The organism is Gilvirhabdus luticola (assembly GCF_040117515.1).
GTDB classification, from domain to species: Bacteria; Bacteroidota; Bacteroidia; order Flavobacteriales; family Flavobacteriaceae; genus Gilvirhabdus; species Gilvirhabdus luticola.
In genome coordinates, this window is the sequence record NZ_JBEEEN010000003.1 from 19,509 (window position 1) to 44,044 (window position 24,536).

Annotated in this window: 25 protein-coding genes; 15 read left to right on the plus strand and 10 right to left on the minus strand. The window is 31.5% G+C overall.

Features of this window, described 5'->3' with window-relative positions; genetic code table 11:
• Positions 1–9: 9 nt before the first annotated feature.
• The 10 genes from infA to AAFP94_RS07195 all read left to right on the plus strand — a co-directional run bounded on the left by infA (position 10) and on the right by AAFP94_RS07195 (position 7,561).
• Complete coding sequence (gene infA / locus AAFP94_RS07150) at positions 10–225, plus strand: translation initiation factor IF-1 (protein ID WP_007094967.1); 216 nt, start codon at positions 10–12, stop codon at positions 223–225.
• Positions 226–229: 4 nt separating this feature from the next.
• Positions 230–346: a type B 50S ribosomal protein L36 gene (gene ykgO / locus AAFP94_RS07155; protein WP_013305171.1), complete on the plus strand. Its 117-nt coding sequence runs from the start codon at positions 230–232 to the stop codon at positions 344–346.
• Between the two features lie 2 nt (positions 347–348).
• Entirely contained in the window at positions 349–723 is a 375-nt protein-coding gene (rpsM, locus tag AAFP94_RS07160) for a 30S ribosomal protein S13 (RefSeq protein WP_316661854.1), read from the plus strand.
• Positions 724–734: 11 nt separating this feature from the next.
• Complete coding sequence (gene rpsK / locus AAFP94_RS07165; RefSeq protein ID WP_316661855.1) at positions 735–1,118, plus strand: 30S ribosomal protein S11; 384 nt, start codon at positions 735–737, stop codon at positions 1,116–1,118.
• A gap of 96 nt (positions 1,119–1,214) precedes the next feature.
• A complete protein-coding gene (gene rpsD / locus AAFP94_RS07170; protein WP_316661857.1) occupies positions 1,215–1,820 on the plus strand; it encodes a 30S ribosomal protein S4 in 606 nt (201 codons plus the stop codon).
• A 95-nt stretch (positions 1,821–1,915) separates the two neighbouring features.
• A complete protein-coding gene (locus tag AAFP94_RS07175) occupies positions 1,916–2,908 on the plus strand; it encodes a DNA-directed RNA polymerase subunit alpha (RefSeq protein WP_316661858.1) in 993 nt (330 codons plus the stop codon).
• Between the two features lie 60 nt (positions 2,909–2,968).
• On the plus strand, positions 2,969–3,442 hold the full coding sequence (rplQ, locus tag AAFP94_RS07180) for a 50S ribosomal protein L17 (protein ID WP_316661859.1): 474 nt from the start codon (positions 2,969–2,971) through the stop codon (positions 3,440–3,442).
• 90 nt (positions 3,443–3,532) lie between these two features.
• Positions 3,533–4,636, plus strand: a complete 1,104-nt coding sequence (carA, locus tag AAFP94_RS07185; protein WP_316661860.1) for a glutamine-hydrolyzing carbamoyl-phosphate synthase small subunit — start codon at positions 3,533–3,535, stop codon at positions 4,634–4,636.
• 156 nt (positions 4,637–4,792) lie between these two features.
• Positions 4,793–6,079 carry a phosphopyruvate hydratase gene (gene eno, locus AAFP94_RS07190; protein ID WP_316661861.1) on the plus strand — a complete coding sequence of 429 codons (1,287 nt, stop codon included), beginning with the start codon at positions 4,793–4,795 and terminating at the stop codon, positions 6,077–6,079.
• A 150-nt stretch (positions 6,080–6,229) separates the two neighbouring features.
• Positions 6,230–7,561, plus strand: coding sequence for a citrate (Si)-synthase (locus AAFP94_RS07195; protein ID WP_316661862.1), 1,332 nt, complete (start codon positions 6,230–6,232; stop codon positions 7,559–7,561).
• 20 nt (positions 7,562–7,581) lie between these two features.
• On the opposite strand, the gene AAFP94_RS07200 is transcribed toward AAFP94_RS07195, so the two are convergent.
• A complete protein-coding gene (locus AAFP94_RS07200) occupies positions 7,582–8,337 on the minus strand; it encodes a DUF481 domain-containing protein (protein WP_316661863.1) in 756 nt (251 codons plus the stop codon).
• A 117-nt stretch (positions 8,338–8,454) separates the two neighbouring features.
• Here AAFP94_RS07200 and AAFP94_RS07205 point away from each other — a divergent pair, with 117 nt between their 5' ends.
• Both AAFP94_RS07205 and AAFP94_RS07210 read left to right on the plus strand, forming a co-directional pair.
• Entirely contained in the window at positions 8,455–9,738 is a 1,284-nt protein-coding gene (locus AAFP94_RS07205) for a citrate synthase (RefSeq protein WP_316661864.1), read from the plus strand.
• Between the two features lie 59 nt (positions 9,739–9,797).
• Positions 9,798–10,712: a dimethylarginine dimethylaminohydrolase family protein gene (locus tag AAFP94_RS07210; protein WP_316661865.1), complete on the plus strand. Its 915-nt coding sequence runs from the start codon at positions 9,798–9,800 to the stop codon at positions 10,710–10,712.
• Between the two features lie 406 nt (positions 10,713–11,118).
• On the opposite strand, the gene AAFP94_RS07215 is transcribed toward AAFP94_RS07210, so the two are convergent.
• Entirely contained in the window at positions 11,119–11,808 is a 690-nt protein-coding gene (locus AAFP94_RS07215) for a CPBP family intramembrane glutamic endopeptidase (protein ID WP_316661866.1), read from the minus strand.
• A gap of 150 nt (positions 11,809–11,958) precedes the next feature.
• On the opposite strand from AAFP94_RS07215, the gene ctlX reads away from it, so the two are divergent.
• Positions 11,959–12,891 carry a citrulline utilization hydrolase CtlX gene (gene ctlX / locus AAFP94_RS07220; protein ID WP_316661867.1) on the plus strand — a complete coding sequence of 311 codons (933 nt, stop codon included), beginning with the start codon at positions 11,959–11,961 and terminating at the stop codon, positions 12,889–12,891.
• Here the strand turns inward: ctlX and AAFP94_RS07225 are convergent.
• Positions 12,888–14,954, minus strand: a complete 2,067-nt coding sequence (locus tag AAFP94_RS07225; RefSeq protein ID WP_316661868.1) for an ATP-binding protein — start codon at positions 14,952–14,954, stop codon at positions 12,888–12,890. The genes ctlX and AAFP94_RS07225 overlap by 4 nt on opposite strands.
• A 459-nt stretch (positions 14,955–15,413) precedes the next feature.
• Between AAFP94_RS07225 and argS the strand changes: the two genes are divergently transcribed.
• Positions 15,414–17,198: an arginine--tRNA ligase gene (gene argS / locus AAFP94_RS07230; protein WP_316661869.1), complete on the plus strand. Its 1,785-nt coding sequence runs from the start codon at positions 15,414–15,416 to the stop codon at positions 17,196–17,198.
• A gap of 24 nt (positions 17,199–17,222) precedes the next feature.
• On the opposite strand, the gene AAFP94_RS07235 is transcribed toward argS, so the two are convergent.
• The 3 genes from AAFP94_RS07235 to AAFP94_RS07245 all read right to left on the minus strand — a co-directional run bounded on the left by AAFP94_RS07235 (position 17,223) and on the right by AAFP94_RS07245 (position 19,052).
• On the minus strand, positions 17,223–18,278 hold the full coding sequence (locus AAFP94_RS07235; RefSeq protein ID WP_316661870.1) for an alkaline phosphatase D family protein: 1,056 nt from the start codon (positions 18,276–18,278) through the stop codon (positions 17,223–17,225).
• Positions 18,279–18,375: 97 nt separating this feature from the next.
• A complete protein-coding gene (locus AAFP94_RS07240) occupies positions 18,376–18,555 on the minus strand; it encodes a hypothetical protein (RefSeq protein ID WP_316661872.1) in 180 nt (59 codons plus the stop codon).
• A gap of 92 nt (positions 18,556–18,647) precedes the next feature.
• Positions 18,648–19,052, minus strand: coding sequence for a hypothetical protein (locus tag AAFP94_RS07245; RefSeq protein WP_316661873.1), 405 nt, complete (start codon positions 19,050–19,052; stop codon positions 18,648–18,650).
• A 44-nt stretch (positions 19,053–19,096) separates the two neighbouring features.
• On the opposite strand from AAFP94_RS07245, the gene AAFP94_RS07250 reads away from it, so the two are divergent.
• Complete coding sequence (locus AAFP94_RS07250; protein WP_316661875.1) at positions 19,097–19,672, plus strand: DsrE family protein; 576 nt, start codon at positions 19,097–19,099, stop codon at positions 19,670–19,672.
• A gap of 3 nt (positions 19,673–19,675) precedes the next feature.
• Here the strand turns inward: AAFP94_RS07250 and AAFP94_RS07255 are convergent, their stop codons facing one another.
• From AAFP94_RS07255 to AAFP94_RS07270, 4 genes are all read right to left on the minus strand, one after another.
• Positions 19,676–20,725: a proline iminopeptidase-family hydrolase gene (locus AAFP94_RS07255; protein WP_316661876.1), complete on the minus strand. Its 1,050-nt coding sequence runs from the start codon at positions 20,723–20,725 to the stop codon at positions 19,676–19,678.
• An 82-nt stretch (positions 20,726–20,807) separates the two neighbouring features.
• Positions 20,808–21,248 carry a nucleoside deaminase gene (locus AAFP94_RS07260; RefSeq protein ID WP_316661877.1) on the minus strand — a complete coding sequence of 147 codons (441 nt, stop codon included), beginning with the start codon at positions 21,246–21,248 and terminating at the stop codon, positions 20,808–20,810.
• A gap of 30 nt (positions 21,249–21,278) precedes the next feature.
• The gene (locus AAFP94_RS07265) at positions 21,279–23,630 is read right to left on the minus strand and encodes a TonB-dependent receptor plug domain-containing protein (RefSeq protein WP_316661878.1); all 2,352 of its coding nucleotides are present in this window, start codon (positions 23,628–23,630) and stop codon (positions 21,279–21,281) included.
• The gene (locus AAFP94_RS07270; RefSeq protein WP_316661879.1) at positions 23,623–24,525 is read right to left on the minus strand and encodes a FecR family protein; all 903 of its coding nucleotides are present in this window, start codon (positions 24,523–24,525) and stop codon (positions 23,623–23,625) included. The genes AAFP94_RS07265 and AAFP94_RS07270 overlap by 8 nt, the downstream gene beginning before the upstream one ends.
• Between the last annotated feature and the right edge of the window lie 11 nt (positions 24,526–24,536).

Genomic DNA, 24,536 nt, shown 5'->3' on the forward strand with positions numbered 1-24,536 from the left:
TAAAATACTATGGCAAAACAAGCAGCAATAGAACAAGACGGAACAATAATAGAAGCATTATCAAATGCCATGTTTCGCGTTGAATTAGAAAATGGTCATATTGTGACCGCGCACATCTCTGGGAAAATGCGTATGCATTACATTAAATTATTGCCAGGAGATAAAGTGAAATTAGAAATGAGTCCTTACGATTTAACTAAGGCAAGAATAACTTATAGATACTAATACGATGAAAGTAAGAGCATCAGTTAAAAAAAGAAGTGCAGACTGTAAAATCGTCCGCAGAAAAGGTAGACTTTACGTAATTAATAAAAAGAATCCTAGATTCAAACAAAGACAAGGATAATTATGGCAAGAATAGCAGGTGTAGACATACCAAAACAAAAAAGAGGAGTAATTGCTTTAACTTATATCTATGGAATAGGTAAGAGTAGAGCACAAGAAATTTTAGCTACAGCTAAAGTTGACGAAAGTATCAAGGTTCAAGATTGGACAGATGATCAAATTGGAAGTATTCGTGAAGCAGTAGGAGCCTTTACTATAGAAGGTGAATTACGTTCTGAAACTCAAATAAACATTAAGCGATTAATGGATATAGGATGTTACAGAGGTATTCGTCATAGAGCTGGACTTCCTTTAAGAGGACAACGTACTAAAAACAACTCTAGAACAAGAAAAGGTAGAAGAAAAACTGTTGCTAACAAGAAAAAAGCAACTAAATAATAATTAGTAATATGGCAAAGTCAAGTACTAAAAAACGTAAAGTAATTGTAGACGCTATTGGAGAAGCTCATATTGCTGCTTCTTTCAATAACATCATTATTTCTCTAACCAATAAAAAGGGAGACGTGGTTTCATGGTCTTCTGCTGGAAAAATGGGCTTTAGAGGTTCTAAGAAGAATACACCTTACGCTGCTCAATTAGCTGCTGAAGATGCTGCTTCTGTAGCACTTGAGGCTGGATTGAAGAAAGTTAAAGTTTACGTTAAAGGTCCAGGAAATGGTAGAGAATCTGCTATTCGTTCGATTCATAATGCTGGAATAGAAGTAACAGAAATTGTAGATGTTACTCCATTACCACATAATGGTTGTAGACCTCCAAAACGTAGAAGAGTATAATATTAATTAATAACAAGTATCAACGAGAGATTAACGATTATCGAAGGATAAGATTAAGACCTTAATTCATAATCACTCTCAAAACTCAATTTAAAAATGGCAAGATATACTGGTCCTAAAACAAAAATAGCTCGAAAATTTGGTGAAGCTATATATGGAGAAGATAAAGCTTTCGATAAAAGAAATTATCCTCCAGGTCAACACGGCAACAACAGACGTCGTGGAAAAAAATCTGAATATGCTATCCAATTAATGGAAAAGCAAAAAGCAAAATACACTTATGGTATTTTAGAGCGTCAATTCAGAAACATGTTTAAAAAAGCAACTTCGGCTCCTGGAATTACAGGTGAAGTTCTATTACAATTGTGCGAATCTAGATTAGACAATGTGGTCTTTAGAATGGGTATCGCTCCATCAAGAAATGCAGGAAGACAATTAGTATCTCACAGACACATTACTGTAAATGGGAATATTGTAAATATTCCATCTTACCAATTAAAAGCTGGTGATGTTGTTGCTGTTAGAGAAAAATCTAAATCACTTGAGGCCATTGAAAATTCTTTAGCAAATTCAAGCCATATTTATGAATGGATTACTTGGAATACAGAAAAGAAAGAAGGTACTTATGTATCGGTTCCTGCAAGAATTCAAATTCCAGAAAACATAAATGAACAATTCATAGTCGAATTATATTCTAAATAATAATTATAAATATTGGTGTTTAGCCAAAGGGTTTATTTGTACTTCTTCAAACTTATAAGCCGCGCAACTAAATAACAATTAAAAAGAAGAAAAACATGGCAGTATTTAATTTTCAAAAACCAGACAAAGTAATCATGATTTATTCTACCGATTTCGAAGGTAAGTTTGAATTTAGACCTTTGGAACCTGGTTACGGATTAACAGTAGGAAATGCTTTAAGAAGAGTATTATTATCTTCTTTAGAAGGATTTGCGATTTCATCAGTTAGAATTGAAGGTGTAGATCATGAATTCTCTGCAATTGCAGGTGTCGTTGAAGATGTTACAGAGATTATTTTAAACTTAAAACAAATACGTTTTAAAAGACAAATTGATGATGTTGATAACGAGTCTGTTTCAATTTCAATTTCTGGGCAAGAGCAAATAAAAGCTGGCGATTTTCAAAAATTTATTTCAGGATTCCAAGTCTTAAATTCAGAATTAGTAATCTGTAATTTAGATCCTAAAGTAAATATTAGTATGGAAATTACTATAGAAAAAGGTAGAGGTTATGTTCCTGCTGAAGAAAACAAAAAATCTTCTGCACCAGTTGGAACCATCTTTACAGATTCAATTTACACACCAATTAAAAATGTAAAATATAGCATTGAAAACTATCGTGTAGAACAAAAAACAGATTACGAAAAATTAGTTTTTGAAATCATCACAGATGGTTCAATAAATCCACAAGACGCATTAACTGAAGCTGCTAAAACATTAATCCATCACTTTATGTTATTCTCTGATGAGAGAATCACTCTTGAAGCTGATGAGATTGCACAAACTGAAACGTATGATGAAGAATCACTTCATATGAGACAGTTGCTTAAAACAAAATTAATTGACATGGACCTTTCTGTTCGTGCTTTAAATTGTTTGAAAGCTGCAGAGGTTGATACTTTAGGAGATTTAGTATCATTCAATAAAAATGATTTAATGAAATTCCGAAACTTTGGTAAAAAATCTTTAACAGAGCTTGAAGAGCTTGTAAACGTTAAAGGTTTGAATTTTGGAATGGACTTATCAAAATACAAATTAGATAAAGATTAATCACTTCATATTTTGCTCCTCAAGAACGAGTTGAAGCAAGATGAGGTAAAAAAGTAAGTCATGAGACACGGAAAAAAAGTAAACCATTTAGGTAGAAAAACTGCTCATAGAAAGGCAATGTTGGCTAATATGGCATGTTCATTAATTGAGCACAAGCGTATTAATACAACAACAGCAAAGGCTAAAGCACTGAAGCAATTTATTGAGCCTTTGGTGACAAAGTCTAAAGTTGATAGTACACATAACAGACGTATTGTATTTAGCCGCTTAAGACAGAAAGAGGCAGTTGCTGAATTGTTTAGAGATGTTGCAGTAAAGGTTGGAGACAGACCAGGTGGTTATACGAGAATAATTAAACTTGGTAATCGTTTAGGAGATAATGCTGATATGGCTATGATAGAGCTAGTAGACTATAATGAAATCTACAATGCAGACAAACCTAAAAAGAAAACAACTCGTAGAAGTAGAAGAGGTGGAAGTAAAACTGTGGCAGCACCTGCTCCAGAAACTAAAGCTTCAAACGAAGAAGAATAAATGTTAATAAGCATTAATAAATATTAAGGATAAACTTTTTTAGTTTATCCTTTTTTTATGCAATTTTGCGAAACTTTTTTAACGAATTAGATGAAATATCAAAAAAGAAATAAGGCATTAATACTACTTGCCGATGGAACCATTTTCTATGGTAAATCTGTTGGTAAATCTGGAACGGCTTTCGGAGAAGTTTGTTTCAATACAGGAATGACAGGCTATCAAGAGATTTTTACTGATCCATCCTATTATGGCCAGTTAATGGTTACAACCAATGCTCATATTGGAAACTATGGAACGAATAATGAAGAAGTAGAATCAGACTCTATAAAGATTTCTGGATTAATTTGTAGAAACTTTAGTTATGATTTTTCACGTCCGGCAGCAGATAATTCGCTTCAAGATTTTCTAAAAAAGAATAATTTGATTGCAATTTCCGATGTAGATACAAGATCATTAGTAAGCTATATTAGAGATAATGGTGCAATGAATGCAGTTATTTCAACAGAGGTTGATGATATTGAAAGTCTGAAAAGACAATTAGCTGAAGTTCCAAATATGGTTGGTTTAGAATTGGCCTCAAAAGTGTCAACTAAAGAACCTTATTTCGTCGGTGATGAAAATGCATCTTTAAAAATAGCGGCTCTAGATATTGGGATAAAAAAGAATATTCTACGTAATCTTGCTAAACGTGGAGCTCATATTAAAGTGTTTCCTTATAATACGTCCTTTGAAGAAATGAACGCCTGGAATCCAGATGGCTATTTCTTGTCTAATGGTCCAGGAGATCCAGAACCTTTAGTTGAAGCTCAATCGTTGGCTAAAGAAGTCATTAAAAGAAACTTACCTTTGTTTGGAATTTGTTTAGGGCATCAAATCATTGCTTTGGCAAATGGTATTTCAACATACAAAATGCATCATGGTCATAGAGGAATTAATCATCCTGTTAAGAATTTAATTTCTGGAAAAGGAGAGATTACATCACAAAATCATGGATTTGCAATTAACAGAGAAGAGACTGAAAATCATCCCGATATAGAAATAACGCATGTACACTTAAATGACAATACCGTTGCTGGTATAAAAATGAAGAACAAGAATTGTTTTTCAGTTCAGTATCATCCCGAGGCAAGTCCAGGACCACATGATTCATCATACTTATTTGATGAGTTTATCGCTAATATTAGAAGTAATTAATATTGAAACCTCAAAAAAACAGAAACTTTTTTGAGGTTTTTTCGTTACGAAAACATTATAGTATAAATTAAGTATAATAATAGAAATACAGCTATAAATTAGGCCAACTATTTTGTAAATTTGTATTTCAAATTTAACTAACCTAAATAATAAAACATGAGCATTATAATTAACATTCATGCAAGACAAATTTTAGATTCGCGAGGAAACCCAACAGTTGAAGTAGACGTTATAACAGAAAATGGTGTTTTAGGAAGAGCAGCTGTGCCTTCTGGAGCATCAACTGGAGAACATGAAGCTGTTGAGCTGCGAGATGGTGGTAGCGATTATATGGGAAAAGGAGTAATGAAAGCTGTAAAAAATGTTAATTCAATAATAGCTGAAGAATTATTAGGAATATCGGTTTTTGAGCAAAATCAGATAGATCAATTAATGATAGATTTGGATGGAACACCAAACAAATCTAAATTTGGTGCTAATGCAATTTTGGGAGTTTCTTTAGCAGTTGCAAAAGCTGCGGCCAACGAATTAAATTTACCATTGTACAGATATGTTGGAGGTGTATCAGCAAATACACTTCCAGTTCCCATGATGAATATTGTAAACGGCGGTTCTCATAGTGATGCTCCAATCGCATTTCAGGAATTTATGATTATGCCGGTAAAAGCTAAAAACTTTACACACGCTATGCAAATGGGAACAGAAATTTTCCATAATCTTAAAAAAGTATTACATGATCGAGGCTTAAGTACTGCTGTTGGAGATGAAGGTGGCTTTGCACCAACTTTTGAAGGTACGGAAGATGCTTTGGATACTGTGGCTAAAGCTGTTGATAAAGCTGGTTATAAATTAGGAGATGATGTGATGCTTGCTTTAGATTGTGCATCGGCAGAATTTTATATTGATGGTAAATATGATTATACTAAATTTGAAGGGGATAGTGGTGTTGTAAGAAATTCCAAAGAGCAAGCAGATTATTTAGCAGAATTAGTATCAAAATATCCAATTATCTCTATTGAAGATGGTATGGATGAAAATGATTGGGAAGGTTGGAAATATTTAACCGAAAAAATTGGTGATAAAGTACAACTAGTTGGTGACGATCTTTTTGTAACCAATGTTGAACGTTTATCTCACGGAATTGAAAACGGTATAGCAAACTCAATTCTTATAAAAGTAAATCAAATAGGTACTCTCACTGAAACTATTGCAGCTGTTAACATGGCACATAATGCAGGTTATACATCTGTAATGTCACATCGTTCAGGTGAAACAGAAGACAATACCATTGCAGATCTGTCAGTTGCTTTAAATACAGGACAAATTAAAACAGGTTCAGCTTCAAGAAGTGACCGAATGGCTAAATATAACCAGTTATTAAGAATAGAAGAAGAATTAGGTAATATTGCATATTACCCTAAAAGAAAAGCATTCAAAATTTAAGATAAAGTTCAAACTGTTTAAAATAGAAAGAGCCAAAATTATATAATAATTTTGGCTCTTTCTTTAATTAATGATAAATATCATATTTATTTATTTTTTATTGAATTAAATTATATGGATTTTTTAAAACATTAATTTAATTTTTATGTCATGAGTACCTTAAAAGAAAAATTACATAAAAAAATAATAGAACATCGTCCAAGAACAACAAAGTTGTTAAAAGATTATGGGGACAAGGTCATTGCTAAAGTTACAGTTGAACAAGTAATAGGAGGGATGAGAGGTATTAAAAGCCTAATAACAGACATTTCTTATTTAGATCCATATGAAGGGATTAGATATAGAGGTTATACTTTGCAAGAAGTATTGAAAAAATTGCCTAAAGCTAAAGGAGCTGAAATGCCATATGTCGAAGGGCTATATTATTTGTTATTAACAGGCGAAATTCCTGCTCAAAATGAAGTTGAAGATTTGATTATTGACTTTAATAATAGGCGTATTGTACCTCGTTATGTATGGGATGTTATAGATTCATTTCCTAGTGAAAGCCATCCAATGGCAATATTATCGGCAGCTGTTATGAGTTTGGAACGCGAGTCACATTTCAATATTAAGTACAAACAAGGCATGAATAAAAAGGATTATTGGAATTCTACATATGAAGACGCAACCAATCTGCTAGCAAAAATGCCACTCATTGGTGCTTATATCTATAATAAGTTATACCATCCTGAAAGAGGACATCGTTACCCTGATCCATCATTAGATTTTGGTGCTAACTTTGCATATATGATGGGGAAAGACAAACCATATGACGATGTATCTCGAATGTATTTTATTATTCATGCTGATCATGAAAGTGGTAACGTAAGTGCACATACTGGACATTTAGTGGCCAGTTCATTGTCTGATGTATATTATGCAACTTCTGCAATGATAAATGGTTTAGCAGGTCCATTACACGGTTTAGCAAATCAGGAAGTTCTTAGATGGTTACAAGGGTTGATTGACCTAACACATGGAAAATTACCTTCAAAAGATGAGTTGAAAGCCTATGTATGGAAAACATTGAATAGTGGTCAAGTTATCCCTGGTTACGGTCATGCCGTTTTACGTAAAACTGATCCACGATATACGGTTCAGAGAGAATTTTGCTTAAAGCATTTACCAAATGACAATATATTTAAGTATGTTGATGCACTCTATAATGTTGTTCCTGATATTTTGAAAGAGCATGGTAAAGCAAAAAATCCTTGGCCAAATGTAGATGCACAATCAGGAGTTGTACAATGGCATTATGGAGTAACCCAATATGATTTTTATACTGTATTATTCGCTATAGGAAGATCAATTGGTGTGCTTTCAAATATAATTTGGGATAGAGCTTTAGGTTACCCATTGGAAAGACCAAAATCTATTACAACTAATATGCTTGAAGAAATGGTTCAATCAAAAGAAGAATTATCTCATTCAGCACATTAATTAATATTTTATTTAATAAACTAAAAGCTATATAAAAGTCCATTAGTTAGCTCATATCTTGTTTTGGAAACATCTGTTACTGGAACTGCATCATAATTATATGTAAATGTTGTTTTAAAGGCAAGTTGTTCATAGATAGTAATAAGCAAGGTTATTTCACTAGAAAATCTATAATCGTCAAAATCTTTTAATAGAGGTTGGTAATAGCTTGTACTTATAATGCTAATAGTTTCTATTGGATATAAGCTAAAGGACAGATAAGAACTTCCTCTAAAATCTTTTGTAATTCTTTGTGCTTCAACTTCTGATGCTTTTTCATGTTCGTACATAACTAGTGTTCCTAAATAAAACTTATAATTGTCGTTGTTATTAAGCTTAAATCTAGGCCCTAAACCTATGAGACCTCTAAAATCAATTTGAGCAATAGCATCATATTGAGATTGTAAAAAGGCTTCCATTTTTATTCTGGGCGTTAATACTCGATTATACCTTAAATGTTGAGTTCCATTATTTTCAAATGAGCTTTTGTCTAATTGCTGAAAACTCAAATCATTAATAAAAAGCCATAGATTTTTTTCATTTTTGTATTGTATATGTGCTTTTGTCGATATTCTAAAAATGTCGTTCTGGTTTTTTATGAGAGAAACATTTAGACTAACTGTTCCGGACCATTTTGAAGAATCTGATTTTCTTCTCATAGACTCAACATTAATTACTTGACTATAACAGTTATTTGAAATTATAACAACAAGAAATAATTTTAAGACTTTATTCATTTTAAATATCAATTTTTTCAATAATAAAATTGCGAAAACCTTTGATTTGTTCCTTTATTAATCATAAGATATTTCGTAAATTAGTAGTTTGCAAAATTAAACAAACATTTATATAATATGTCAGATAAAGCCACCTTAAATATTAATGGTAACACACACGAATTTCCTTTATTAAATGGAACCGAAAATGAAGTCGCTGTAGACATTAGTTCTTTGCGAAGTAGCACTGGACTAATAACTCTAGATGCAGGATATAAAAATACAGGTTCTTGTGAAAGTGGCATTACATTTCTTGATGGTGAAAAAGGTATTTTACGATATAGAGGATATGCCATAGAAGATTTGGCTGAAAAAGCAGATTTTCTTGAAGTTGCTTTTTTATTAATTTTCGGAGAGTTACCTACAAAAGCACAATTGGATAAATTCTACACTGATATTAAATCTAAATCTGTAGTTGATGATGATGTTAGAAAAATTGTAGATGCATTTCCGAAATCGGCTCATCCAATGGGTGTTTTGTCATCGCTTACAAGTGCATTGACTGCTTTTAATCCGTCTATAGTTAATGTCAGTTCTGAACAAGACATGTACAATTCTGTAGTTAAAATTATGGGTAAATTCCCGGTATTGGTTGCTTGGGCACTTCGTAAAATACAAGGTTTACCTCTTGACTATGGCGACAATAGTTTAGGATATGTTGAGAATGTTTTAAAAATGATGTTCAAACAGCCAAATCAAGAATATGTGCAAAATCCAATAATTGTCAATGCTTTAGATAAACTTTTAATCTTACATGCAGATCACGAACAAAATTGCTCAACATCTACTGTAAGAATTGTTGGTTCTTCTCATGCTGGATTGTTTGCCTCTATCTCTGCAGGAATTTCGGCACTTTGGGGACCACTTCATGGCGGAGCAAATCAAGCTGTTCTTGAGATGCTGGAAGCTATACAGGCAGATGGAGGAGATACTAAAAAATACATGGCAAAAGCAAAAGATAAAAATGATCCATTTCGATTAATGGGCTTTGGTCATAGAGTATATAAAAATTTCGATCCACGAGCCAAGATAATTAAAGCTGCAGCTGATGAAGTTCTCAATGATTTAGGTATAGAAGATCCTATTTTAGATATTGCTAAAGGTCTGGAGCGAGAAGCCTTAAGCGATGATTATTTTGTTAAGCGAAAATTATATCCGAATGTTGATTTTTATTCAGGTATTATTTATAGAGCTATGGGTATTCCAACCGATATGTTTACGGTTATGTTTGCATTGGGCAGATTACCAGGATGGATAGCGCAATATCGTGAAATGCGTTTAAGAAATGAACCTATTGGAAGACCAAGACAACTTTATATTGGACAAAATCATAGGGTTTTTAAAACAGTAAAAAATCGATAAGAAACATTTTTATATCTTAAGGCTTCATATTTATATGAAGCTTTTTTTATAGCTAGAGTATGTTAAAACTGAACATTAAGAACGAAACCTCCCGATTAAGAGCTGTCATTCTAGGCACTGCAAAGAGTAATGGTCCAGTACCAAAGGTTGAAGATTGTTATGACCCAAAAAGCAGATTACATGTTTTAAATGGAACTTATCCAAAGGAAGAAGACTTAATTGTTGAGATGAAAGCAGCTCTTGATGTTTTTATTAAGTATGGAGTTGCTGTATACAGACCTGAAGTCATAGAGAATTGTAATCAGATATTTTCGCGTGATATTGCATTTGTAATTGATGATAAAGTAATTAAAGCAAATATTTTACCAGATAGAGATAGAGAAATTGAGGCCATACGTTATGTTTGGAATCAGATTGAAAGTAAAAATAGAATTATACTACCAGAAGAATGTCATGTAGAAGGCGGTGACGTCATGCCTTGGAACGATCATATCTTCATCGGAACCTATTCTGGAGAAGACTATGCTGACTATATCACTGCAAGAACCAATATGGATGCAGTAATAGCTATACAAGAATTATTTCCAAATAAAACTGTTAAGGCTTTTGAGTTACGAAAATCAAATACTGATCCATATAATAATGCGTTGCATTTAGACTGTTGTTTTCAACCTATTGGAAAAGACAAAGCTATAATCCATAAAAATGGCTTTTTAATAGAAAATGAATACAACTGGCTTGTTGATTTCTTTGGTAAAGGAAATATATTCGAAATTACCAAAGAAGAAATGTACAACATGAACAGTAATATTTTCTCCATTTCTGAAGATGTTATTATTTCAGAAAGAAACTTTACTCGTTTGAATGCTTGGTTAAGAGAACAAGGCTTTACTGTTGAAGAAATACCTTATGCAGAAGTTGCTAAACAAGAAGGTTTATTACGTTGTTCTACTATGCCATTGATAAGAGATTAAAATAACATTTGCCAAGCAGAAATCGAATATTTTTGATTTAAAATTTCTAGAACCCCAATCCAGTAATTGTTGAGGTAGGTTCTCCATTAGAATTATAATGTTATTCAATTAACCATTTGGTTACAGAATGAATGCTGCTTTGGGATTCTGCAAATGTGTAAGTCATATTTAGATATTTGAGCGATATAATTTACAACTTGTTAGAGCATACAAATTTGAGTTTCGTATCAAAAATTCTAAAGTAAACTGAAAGCAAAAAGTACAGGCTTCTTTAAATTTATTTTTTTTGTTTAGATAAATTCCTTTATTATCAATAGAAGTTTTTTATGAAGTACAAAAATCACATTATATTTTTAAAAAAAGCTAGTAATCTTATACATTTTTTAGTTCATTACTAATCGATGTTTTAGTTGTTGTCTTTCTTTAGCTTATAAGCATAATATCCCATATATCCAATACTAACATCAATAGCAATATGTAATATTATAGCTAACCATATATTGTTTGAAAAATAATATATGGCTGTAAATAGTAATCCTAGAATAAATGCCCCAATTATATTTTCTTTAGTACTGCTTATATGTGTTAAAGCGAAAATTATATTGGTCAGTGCAAATGCCAAAATCAGATTTGTATTTTCAAGGAAATATGAAAACATAAAAAGTCTAAAGATAATTTCCTCACAAATTCCAGCACTTAATGAAAGAAAATTAAACCAAATAAACTCTTGCTTGGATTTAGGAAGATAGTAATAGTTTCCTTTCATTCTTTCTATTACTGATTGGGCTTTTTCGATTGTTGGTATCTTCGATGTATAAATCTGTAATCCAATAAAGACCAGGATTAATATAGACATAATGATGCCGAAAGTATTAAAGGTAGGAAAGAAATTAAGTTGTTCAGATTTATCAATAAACAAATTAACTATAATCAAACATGTTTGTAGCCAAAAAATAAAAATGGTTTGTTTATAATCTTTCAATCTATCATAATCATCTTTTTTTATCTGGTTATTGGTTTTCTTATATATGATGTATAAATAAGTTGGATAAACCAATCCAATTAATAATGCCAATATATGTGTTGAAAGCGTCATTTACTTAAATTAGTATTGTTTGCTATAATTATGTTACAAATCAAGTATAATTATATAAAATAAAGGCTGAATGAGCATGACTATTTTTTTAAGAAAGTCAAATGGTTTCAAATCAAAAAGAACTAATATTGTACTTTTAAAAGCTGTTAGATGAAACAAGTTACCAACACTGTTTTAATGATTCGTCCTGTGAATTTTAGGATGAACGAGCAAACTGCTGTAAATAATTATTTTCAGGAAGATTTGCATCTTAAAAACAAAGAGATCAATGAACGTGCACAAAAAGAATTTGATGAGTTTGTTTCCAAATTACGTTCGGTAGGTATCACTGTTATTGTGGTTGACGATCGTTTGGAAACAGATACACCAGATTCAGTTTTCCCAAATAATTGGGTGTCTTTCCATGATGATGGTACTGTCGCGATTTATCCTATGTTTGCTGAAAACAGAAGACAAGAACGACGTGAAGATATTTTTGATATTCTTGAAGAGCATGGTTTTTTAATCAAAAATATAGTTGATTATACTAGTGCTGAAGAGGAAAATATATTTCTTGAAGCTACAGGAAGTTTATGTTTGGATGGAATTAACCAAAAAGCATATTGTGCTTTGTCGCCAAGAGCAGATGAAGATCTGTGTATAGAATTTTGTGAAGATTTCGAATATACACCAATCTTATTTACGGCTTATCAAACGGTTGATGGTAAACGATTGCCAATTTATCATACTAATGTTATGATGTGTATAGGCAATACATTTGCTGTTGTTTGCTTGTCTACAATAGACGATAAAAAAGAGCGTAATAATGTGGTAAAGAATTTAAAGGAAGATGGTAAAGAGATTATTGATATTTCTGAAGACCAGATGAACAATTTTGCTGGAAATATGCTTCAGCTCAAAGGCAAAAATGATGCTTCCTATATTGTTATGAGTCAGGCGGCTTATAATTCATTGACCAATTCTCAAATTGAAAGACTTAAAGTACACGGTAATATTTTGTATAGTCCTTTAGACACCATTGAAACTTGTGGAGGTGGAAGTGCAAGGTGTATGTTGGCAGAGGTCTTTTTACCAAAAAACTAATTAACCACTGAAGATTTAGATTTTGGTAATTGTACGTAGAAAGTACTACCAACACCTTCTGTACTTTCTACCCAAATTTTACCTTTATTAAGTTCTACCAATTCTTTACAAATTGATAAACCAAGACCAGTACCTTTCTCATTTTTGGTTCCAGTAGTTGTGAAGGAATGGCTTTTGAATAGCTTTCCTATATTTTCTTCAGATATACCAACACCTGTATCAGATACACTTATTACGCTACTACCATTACTTATATGATTTGAAATGGTAATAATATCTCCTGCTTGGGAAAATTTAACAGCGTTGGTGAGTAAATTCTGAATCACGATTTCTATCATACTTCTATCTGCATAAGCAAAATCTTTAAGCGAACGATCAATGAGTTTTATTCCTTTGTTATCTAAGCGTTGCTCAATGAGATTGATTTTGTCTTGAAAGATTTCTTGTACATCAAACAAGCTTGGATTGGCCTCAAGAGATTGCATTTGAGATTTAGACCAGTTTAGTAAATTAAACAGCAACATGGTTGCATTATTGGCATTATCGCTTAATTCTGGAATTAATTTATCAAATTCTTCTTCAGAAATATCGCCATCGCTTAACAAATCTATAAAGCCTTTTATTGAGGTTAACGAATCTTTTAGATCATGAGAAACAATTGAGAATAATTTGTCTTTCACTCTATTTATGTCTTCTAGGTGTTTAACTTGCTCTGTAACTGCCTCATTCTGTAACTTACTTTTTTGATTTTCTTCTTCAAGTTCTCGAAGGTGCTTAATGTTTTCAGACTTCTTTAAGTAGTTAACAATCAATAAAATTAGTGCAATAATAAAAGCACCAATTAGAGCATAAATGAAATATGTTTGAGTTTTAATTCTTTGTTGAAAAGCCAAAGTTTCAGCTTTAGCCATGACTGGATTTACAACAATTGAATCATCACTTATTAAATCTTCCTCAAAGGGCTCAATAGAATGAATATTGTCTGTGGTAATATTTCTTTGTTTGTTAATACTATTCTGTAATTCATAGTACTCTCTTTGCCAAACATAGGCTCGTGCAAAATTCCTTCGGGTAGAATCCAAAGATTTTAAAAACTTGTAGTTTGCTAAAAGTTCTGTATCATTATTTCTAGATTTTGCAATATTTTTTGCTTCCAAAAGTTGCGCCTCTGCAGTATTATAAAAACCACGTTCAAAATTAAGTTTACCTAAATTATTAAGTGAGATGAGTAGACCATTTTCATTATTGGTTTTTCTATTAAGTTGCAAACCTTGAATTAAATACAGTGCAGATTTATCATAATCTTTAAACTGTAAGTATTCTCCGCCTAGTTTAGGTAATATAATACCTTTTAAGGAATCATTATCTTGATCTATGATAGACAATACATTTTCAAAATACTCTATAGCTTTTCGGTTTTCCTTTTCACGAGAATATAATTCTCCCAAATTTATTGAAGACCTAATAATACCATCCGTATCATTTAATCGCTGCTGTAAGTTGAGTGCCTTAAGGTTAAATTCTATAGCCTTATTGTATAAGTTAATATTTCTATAAGCTGAAGCCAAATTTGAATAGGCAGAAACGAGCTCATCTCTTAAACCTCTTTTTTCAAGCTCATTAATTGCTGCAAGTGAGTATTGTAAACCTTTATTGTAATTACCTCTTTGTATTTCAATCAAACCAATTTGGTTGTTCACTTTGGCTATACCAAGGGTGTCGTTTAATTCAGCAAAAAGAGCTTTAGATTTTGAGTAATTATCAATAGCGTTGATATAATCATTGTTGGTGGTATAAATCAGAGCCTTGAAGTATAAAACTTCCGCATTCCCTTGTTTGTAGTTTAGACTATTGGATAGTTTTTCGGTTTCAGAAATAAATTTTAATGCTTTACTATAATCTTCTAATTTATATAATGCTTTAATGAGTTCTACAGATGTTTTTACTTTAGAAGTATCTGCGTTTTGAAAAGCTAATTGTATGGTAAGACTGTCTACCTCTTTAGTTTGAGAGAGACTAATGAAAACAGACAGAAAAGAAATTATAGTAATTATCTTTCTCATACACGCTTATAAATTACAACCGTCATTTACACTTCTTATATGAGGCATTTATAAGTAATTAAGTGTTTTAATAGGTTGTAATCTCTTAATAGTTAGTTATTCATAACTCTAGAAATTGAGGGAGATTAATAGCATTACTAGACAAAAGTTAAAAAAAGCAGTCTAAAAAGCTAATTTCTGCGTTTTACTGCTAAAAAATTAGATGAAAGGAGATTAAATTTTTTTTAGAAAAAATCGGTATCGATGAAGTGTATATATTAAAGGGAAACAACATTTTTACCGACCAAATACATGTTTCTTTAACACATTGTCCGATCAATTATTTAATTCTTTGTAAATGAGGTATTTTGTCGAAAAACATTGATTATTCTCAAAAACTATCATTTTTCATTATAGATAATTTAATAGATTTTATCCTCAATAAAATTTTATCTTTGCCATTTAAAATGAATTCCTTAAATGAACCTTCAAGAAGTATTATCTGTTCAAGTAAAAAAAGCTGTAAAATCAATTTACGATGTAGAGTTAGAATTGGTTGAATTTCAATCAACTCGAAAAGAGTTTTCTGGAGATATTACAGTAGTTATTTTCCCAATGCTAAGGTTTGTAAAAGGTAATCCAGTTCAGATAGGTGAAACCATTGGTGATTACCTACTTAAGCATGTTAATGAAGTAAAAGGATTTAATGTTGTAAAAGGTTTTTTAAATATTGAAATTAGCGATCAGTACTATATTCAATTTTTTAATGGAATTGTTAATAAAACCAACTATGGTTTTGTATCTCCAAAACCAGAAACTAAAGCCGTCATTGTAGAATATTCTTCACCTAATACTAACAAGCCACTTCATTTAGGTCATATCAGAAATAATTTGTTAGGCTATAGTGTTGCAGAAATCTTAAAGGCTTCTGGAACACCAGTATATAAAACTCAAATTATTAACGATCGTGGTATTCATATTTGTAAAAGTATGTTGGCTTGGCAACGTTTTGGTAACGGAGAAACACCTGAAAGTACAGGTTTAAAAGGGGATAAACTGGTTGGAATTTACTATGTAAAATTTGATCAGGAATACAAAAAAGAAATAGAGACTTTAGTTGCAAAAGGTTATAATAATGAAGAAGCTAAAAAAAATGCACCTATACTGTTAGAAGCTCAAAAAATGCTTCAAAAATGGGAAGCTGGAGACGAAGATGTGGTTGCATTATGGAAAACTATGAATAGCTGGGTTTATAAAGGTTTTGAAGAAACCTATAAAAATCTAGGTGTTGATTTTAACAGCTATTATTATGAAAGTGAAACCTATCTTTTAGGTAAAGAATTTGTAGCCGAAGGTTTAAAAAGAGGTGTCTTTTTTAAGAAAGAAGATGGCTCGGTTTGGTGCGATTTGACCGATGATGGTTTGGATGAAAAAATTGTGCTTCGAGCAGACGGTACTGCAGTTTACATGACACAAGATATCGGCACAGCCATTCAGCGTATTAAGGATCATCGAGATGCTGGTGGTATGGTATATACTGTAGGTAATGAGCAGGATTACCATTTTAAAGTCTTGTTCTTGATCTTGAAAAAATTAGGTTTTGATTGGGCAAAGAATCTATACCATTTAAGTTATGGTATGGTAGATTTGCCCAGTGGAAAAATGAAAAGTAGAGAAGGAACTGTGGTTGATGCCGACGACTTAATTCATGAAATGACAGAAACTGCCAGAGATATCTCTGAAGAATTGGGCAAGTTGGATGGTTATACAGAAACTGAAAAAGAAGAATTGTATAGAATGATAGGTTTGGGTGCTTTAAAATATTACATTTTAAAAGTTGATCCTAAAAAACGCATTTTGTTCGATCCTAAAGAATCTATCGATTTTCAGGGTAATACGGGACCATTCATTCAATATACTTATGCGAGGATACAATCTATTTTACGTAAAGCTTACTTTGATTATCTAAACGTTTTGAATGCAGAAGAAATTAAACTTCATGAGAAGGAAAAAGAACTTTTAAAACAAATACAGTTGTTCCCTGAGATTATACAATATGCAGCAGAAGAACACAGTCCTGCATTAATAGCCAATTACACCTACGATTTAGTAAAAGAATTCAACTCGTTCTACCAAAATGTTTCTATACTTGGGGCAGAAACCGAAACCGAAAAAGTGTTTCGAGTACAACTCTCTAAAACTGTGGCAATCATTATTAAAAACGGCTTTAGCGTTTTAGGTATACAAGTGCCAGAACGTATGTGATTTTGCTATACATTCAAGCGCTTATTATTTATCAAAGTTCAGTTCGTTAAGTGGAATAGTATATTCAATCCTTTGATTATCTTCTATATCCCAAATTTCAGCTTTTACATTAGGCACCGAATTGTCAAAATCAATAGTGAGCAATCCAAAATGATTCTCCATGATTGGCCCTTCAATTCTATTCTTGTTTGGTGCAGCAAAATACCAAGTAGAAGATAGACCACTCGATGTAATATCATATATAGGATAGAGGTTAGGGGTTTTCAATTTAGAAATTTCTGCATAGTGGACATCTCCAGAAATGAATAAAACCCCATTGGCTTTTGTTTTAATAATTAAATCTAAAAGTCTTTCTTGCTCATTTGGGAAATTAGCCCAAGCTTCATATCCGTTAAATTCAATCCCAAATTGTGTTCCCGAGCCAATGATGCGGACATCGGCAGGCTTTTCTAATTGACTTCTAAGCCATTTCCACTGCTCACTTCCTAACAATGTAGGATTTTCCGAGACAGGATGTGGTGCATATTCTAGCTCATAGAAGTATCTTGAATCCTCTTCAAATTCTCCTTCATTTGTTTTTAAATTGTCTCTAAATGTCCTTACATCCAGTAAGATAACTTGTATGATTTTGCCTTGATGTTTGTACTCGTATGAATGATAAATCCCTTGATGTGTTCTGCGAATGCTGTTTTTAGGTTCCTCAAAAAAATCGAGAAATATTTCTTTTGATTCTTCTTTAAATTCATAATATTTTCCTGAATCATTCCATCCAAAATCATGATCATCCCAAGTAGCAATTATTTCTGCATTTTCCTTTAAATTTTGATAAGATGATTTTTCAGCTAGCTGATTATATTTTAATCTTAATGTATCCATATCTTTCGTGTCTCCGTAAATATTATCGCCTAAAAAAACAAATATATCAGGATTATGAGCAACTATTGTATTAAAAATTGGTAATGGTTGGTCTTGACTTGCACAAGATCCAAATGCTATTTTAAAGGGTTTTTCTTTTTGCTTACAAGAAACAGTCAATAAAAATAGTATGATGTACAGAAGTAGAGATAATTTGATTTTCATCAATTAGAAGTAGTTTAGAATTCTATACTAACAGGTTTATATTTTTTCAAGTAGTCGAAAAACAAAATTCAACTATTTTTTTGATAAAAACAAAGATTCAAAACACCTCTTTAATATCATCATCTTCATTGTCATCATCTCTAGTATCTAATTGTTCAATTAGATATTTGGGTAAATTATCTTTTCTGTAAAATGTGATTGGTATTGGCAAAACTGATGCTAATGCTATAATGAGTATCAAAGCGACTAGCTTAAACGTTCTTTTGAATGTTTTCATTAATTAAATTCATGTATGTGAATCCTGATAGATACAACATAGGATTAAAGTGAAAAATGGAATTTGCTAAACTCTTGACAAAGAGTTTCGAATTATTTTACAAAAGAAGTGTGTGTAGGAATAGTGTTTTTGTAAGCAATAAGATTTTGCTTTAAAATACTGTTAGTATCCAGAAACTGGAAGGTTTTTTGCTTTTGGGTTTTAAGGGCTAGTCTGAAGCTTAAATGACACATGTTCAGCAAGCTTTCAAAACTAAAAACAGTATAATGGTTTACTGTTACTTGCTGTGATTTGAAAAGGTTTACGCCAGAATATTTCGCTGTGGTATCTTCATCGAAAGAATTAAAAACAACAAGTTCTGTTTGAGGATTATTAAAATTTGCTTCATAAGTAGAAACCTCTGAAAAACCAGAAATAGTTACAAATAGCAAGAATGTTAGAATCCATTTATGTAAAGTTTTAAAAAACTGCATGTTACAAAGATAGTCTTTTTGCATTATTTTAATTAAATTAGAAATCTAACTAACACATAAATACTTTTATGAAAATAATATTATTTCTTTGTTTTACCGCTTCTACTTTTTTTTACACCTATGCTCAAGACAGTCTTCCACAACATTTAAAAGGAAAAATAAAATACCCAGTAATTGATGTGCATCCTATGGTAGGTGTTTTAGATATTGACAGTAACGCATTACATTACGATGCATCTATTGATTATAAAATAGTAATCGATGCATATGATAAAATGAAGGATTCTACACAGGTGTATAAACCATTAAGCGAAGTGGCAAGAATCTATAACCTTAATATTGCTAATGGTGTTCCAGAAGACAAATTACAATTGGCCATGGTTTATCATAGTTTTAATATGGATCCTTTATTGAATGACGAAAGTTACCAGGCAAAATACGGTATTGATAATCCTAATACAGAGCTTATTAGTACTCTTAAAGATTTAGGTGTTCATTTCTATGTTTGTGGACAATTGCTTGGATTTTTTAATGTTCCAAGTGAAAATCTTGCTTCCCAAATTGAAATTGCTGTGTCTGCGAAAACAGCATTAATTACTCTAGACCAAATGGGATATTCTTATTTGAACGTAAATGAGGATTAATTCTTAAAAAGCACCACTGTCAACATCTATGATGAATTTTATCAATCCAGGAAAGAAATGTTCTTGGTCATCATATTGTGATAAGTGGCTTCCGTTTGGGCAATGCAGATAACGACCATTTTGTACTTCTGTAGAAATCCATTCCATATGTTTTGGATCCATGGTATCATATTCCGCACCAATAGTTAATGTAGGAACTGTAATCTTATGTAACTGGTCTTTTACATCCCAATCTTTTAAAGTGGCATCACCTTTTACACCAAATTCGCTTGGACCTTGCATAGTGACATAAACATCGTAATTTACATGAGCAAAGGATCTGTTTATTGAATTAGGCCATTGTTCCATGGGTATTCTTAAAATATGTTTACTATAATAATGCTCAACTATTAAGTCTAAATAACGTTTATTTTGATAATCTTCTTTATTTTCATATATCATGATTTCTTCTAATACTTCAGGAGGAAGTTGAGGAGCCAAAACTTCATCAGAATATTTCATGTAATCAGCTATTGAAGCAACCATGTTAGAAATAATTAATCCTTTAATGTTATCTTGGTATTTCAGTGCATATTGCATACATAATATTCCGCCCCAAGATTGTCCATATAAATAGAAATTGTCTTTATGCAATCCTAAAGCAACTCTTACTTGTTCAACTTCTTCTACAAAACGATCTAGATCCCAAAGAGAAAGATCATTGGGTTGGTCGCTATAATAAGAACCTAATTGGTCATAATAATAATATTCAATGTTCTCTTGTGGCAAGTAACCATCAAAACTTTCAAAGAGCTCATGAGAAAAACCTGGGCCACCATGAAGTAGTAATACTTTCATGGTTGGATTGTTACCTATTCTTTTCGTCCAAACATTAAAAGTGCCTTTTGGAGTTTCTATTGGAATCATTTTAATTCCACCTGTAAATTGATCATCACGATCTGTAAAATCCCAATATGTGCAATTTTCTATAACTTTTGCTTTAGAAGAGTTTGTAGCTTCTTTACATCCTAGAAATAAAATAAAGGCAATTGAAAAGAATAAAATGTTTTTCATTGTGGTTGGAGTTAGTAAGCGAGGAGAAATTCAAAACAGAATGAGACTGTTAAATATAAGTATTTTTAACAAGGAAATTAAATTATTCACCTATGTCTTCATTCCATAATTCAGGTTTTTCCTGTATGAATTTTGTCATGAGTTCAAAACATTCAGAATTATTGACCACTTTAACTTGAACTCCTTTTGATTTTAAAAGATCTTCTTCACCCAAAAACGTTTTGTTTTCACCTATAATCACTTTTGGAATTCCATAGAGTAGAATAGTGCCAGAACACATAGAACAAGGAGATAATGTTGTATATAGTGTAGATTCTTTATAAACGGTTGCTTTTAATCTACCAGCATTTTCAATTGCATCCATTTCGCCATGTAAAATGGCACTACCGTTTTGAACACGTCTATTATGTCCACGACCAATAATTTTATCTTGGTAAACAAGCACAGAGCCTATTGGAATACCTCCTTCGGCATATCCTTTTTTAGCTTCATTTATTGCTGCTTGTAAAAACCGGTCTTGCATTTTTTAAAAATACAAAACATCTTTTTAATTTTAAAAATGAAGTCTTAAACTAACATTTGGGGTTATACCAAGGGAAAGGTTTTCTACTTTGGTTATTTCTTCATCACTATTAATTGTATAATAGGTATTAGTAACATTTTTTTTGTTTAAAATATTCCATAGCGAAGCACCTACAATGGCTCTTGTTTTATCGTTGAAATGAAATGTATAGGTTGCAGAACTATCTAAACGTAAATAGTCATCAAGATTTGCATTATTTGGGCTGTTATAATTAATATTACCATTGGATACTTCATTACCAACTTCTGGAGTTGTAAAAGGTTTTCCCGAATGCCAATTTAATCCAAGAGCTAATTTAAAATTATTGTAATTGTAAGTTCCAGCAAAAGTTAAACTATGTCTTATGTCCACATTATTAGGGAAAGATTCACCATTGTTTAACTCTTCAAAAGTATAATCATTCTTACTGTATGAATAGCTAAACCATGAACTGAACTTTGTAAATTGTTTGTTTATTAAAAAATCTACACCTCTGACTAAATATCCGCCATTAGCATTAACAAACTGATATTGGTTTTGAAACCCTTGACTTCTAGCAGTAATACCTTTTACATCTTTAATATAGGCCTCTGCACTGACTAAAAGTTTGTTTTTATTAAAATGAATGCCACCGGATATCTGCTTACTTTTAATTATGGGAATATGTGTTTCACCATTGGCAGTGTCTAGTTCATCTTTATTGTTTGACAAAACCCAACGACGTTTTTCGACACCAAGAAAATCGTTTTGTAAGTCGATAATTTGAGAAGTGGTCTGGCTTTTAAATTCGCCAAGTAATTCAAATCTAAAAAAGTCAAGAAAACGTTGGTTAAAACTTAATCGAGGTTCTATTAAAGTCTTATCAAGTTTTTTAATTTGATTCAATCTTCCACCAAATTTCAAGTGAGTATTTCTGTTCTCTGATATGAATTCAATTTCAGAAAACACAGAATGACTTCTTGTTACTTCTTTGATGTAGCTTCTAAATTCTGGGTTGTTAACATCTTCTAGGTTACTTATTCCAGTTTCAAAAAACTGATAACCACTTTTTAATTTAAAGTAATTTGAAAACGTATAATCAAAATCCAATTTAATAGCTGTATCATAGACCTCATTCTCTTGAATTAAACGTTGATTATTGAGGATGTCAAAATTGGTCGCGTCCAAATCATAATTTGACAGATAGACTTGAGCATTAGTTGAAATTTTGTTGTTCCAATCTCTGGTATACGAAATGCCTGCCGCCAGATTATGTTGCGTTAGTTTACTGTTTAAAGCTTCATCTACATCATTAACTCTAGACTGCTCTTCATAATCTAAATTATTATATATGTTTAAAAAATTGAAGCGTAATTTATCTTTTTCAGAAATATCATACAGTAGTTTGGTCATGACATCGTAAAAATAAAAGCGCTCATTTTTTGAGATGGCATTATTATCATTGGATTGATTATTTGTTAAATCAGAATCCTGAAAAATACGTTTAAAATATTGATCATAGGTTGGTGTGATAACTAGGTCAGTAAGTGATCTTCTTGTGGATACTTGTAACTCTAATTTTTTTGAAATCGGAATTTTTGCAAAACCATCAACATTAATCAAATTTAGTCCAATACCAGCGCTAAAAGTATCATTTATAGTGTTTGATAATTGCATATCTATAATGCTCGAAACTCCATCACCAAATTGAGCACTTGTTCCATTTTTATAAATATTTACCTGTTCTGTTAGATAAGGATTATAAGCAGAAATCAATCCGAAAAAATGACCTGATTGGTACATTTTAATGCCATCCAAAAGAATAAGATTTTGGTCGTGTGTTCCACCTCTAACATTAATATTTGAAACTGTTTCATCAACACTCAAAATGCCTGGAAGTGCTTGAACTGTTTGTAAAATATCAGGTTCTATTAATCCAGGAAGAATCCCAAAAGATTCAGTTTTAATATTAATCGCTCCTGTTTTTGTTTTTGTGATACCAGTAGTAAGATAATTAGTAATAAAAATTTCAGGCAAATGTTCCACAGTATTAGGAGAGCTTGTTTGCAAATTAATTGTCCTTATAACCACAAAACGGTTATCTAATAATTCGAACTCTAGTTGTGTAGATGTTTTAAGATAATTTAAAAGCTCTTGAAGTGTTAAATCTGGACTTGGTAAAACAACTAATTTATCTTGTACGGTTTCATCTGCATAGGAAAAACTAATGTTGTAATTTGTTTCAAGGTCTTTTAGGATAACGGCAAGAGGCTGCTTTTCTTCTTGAACTGTTTGGGCAATTATGCTTGTGAAATTCAGAAAAAATAAAGAAATAAAAAGATAAATAATTCCTTTACTATTCACGTTTTAAAGTTATAGTATTATTTGTTTTACTATAAGTTATATGTAAAGGTAATGTAATTGATTTTAAAGCAACATCAATATTATTATGTGAGAAACCACCAGTAAATAATTGATCTGTATCAATAGTTTCAGAATTTATTTTGACGTTATATTGTCTCTCAAATTCTGCTATGACTAGATTGTAAGGTAAACTTTCAAATTGACTTTCATTATTAAGCCACGAAGGTGTTGTACTTATTTCTTTTTCTTTAGCAATTAATTTCCCATCAATAATTAAAAAACTGTCTCCAGGAGATAGTTTAGTTTGTTGAGATTTATAAGTAACACCAACTAACCCTTCGTAGCAAATAACTTCAAAATAATTGTCTCGTTGTTTTACGTTGAATTCTGTACCAAATACAGTTACTGTTCCAGTTTCTGTAATGACATTAAATGTAGAACCTTTGGCAACTTTAAAGAAGGCTTCTCCTTCAAGTTGAACATCCCTTGATTCATCCCATTTTTTCTTGTTGAATACAATAAACGATTCGGCATTTAAAGAAACATTGGATGCATCTGGAAGCTCAATCGATGTTTTTTCTGATGCCAATGTTTTAACTGTTGTATCTAATGTTGTTGTATAAAAGTAAACACTAAAGCAAATGGCTAAAATTGCAGCAACCCTAAACAATGGTTTAAGCCAAACGGTTTTGGATTTATTACTTTCAGTTGCTTTTACAGTAACTTTGAGCTTATTTAATTCAATAGAAGTATCATAATCATCAGCTTTAAAGTGCTGAAGATTAAAATCTAATGATGTTAATTCGTCATAATCTTCAAGCTTTTTAAATGCTTTAAGTTCATGCGAATTTAACTCATTATCTAACCATTTCTTTATTAAATTTTCTCGTTCCATTTTCTTTAATT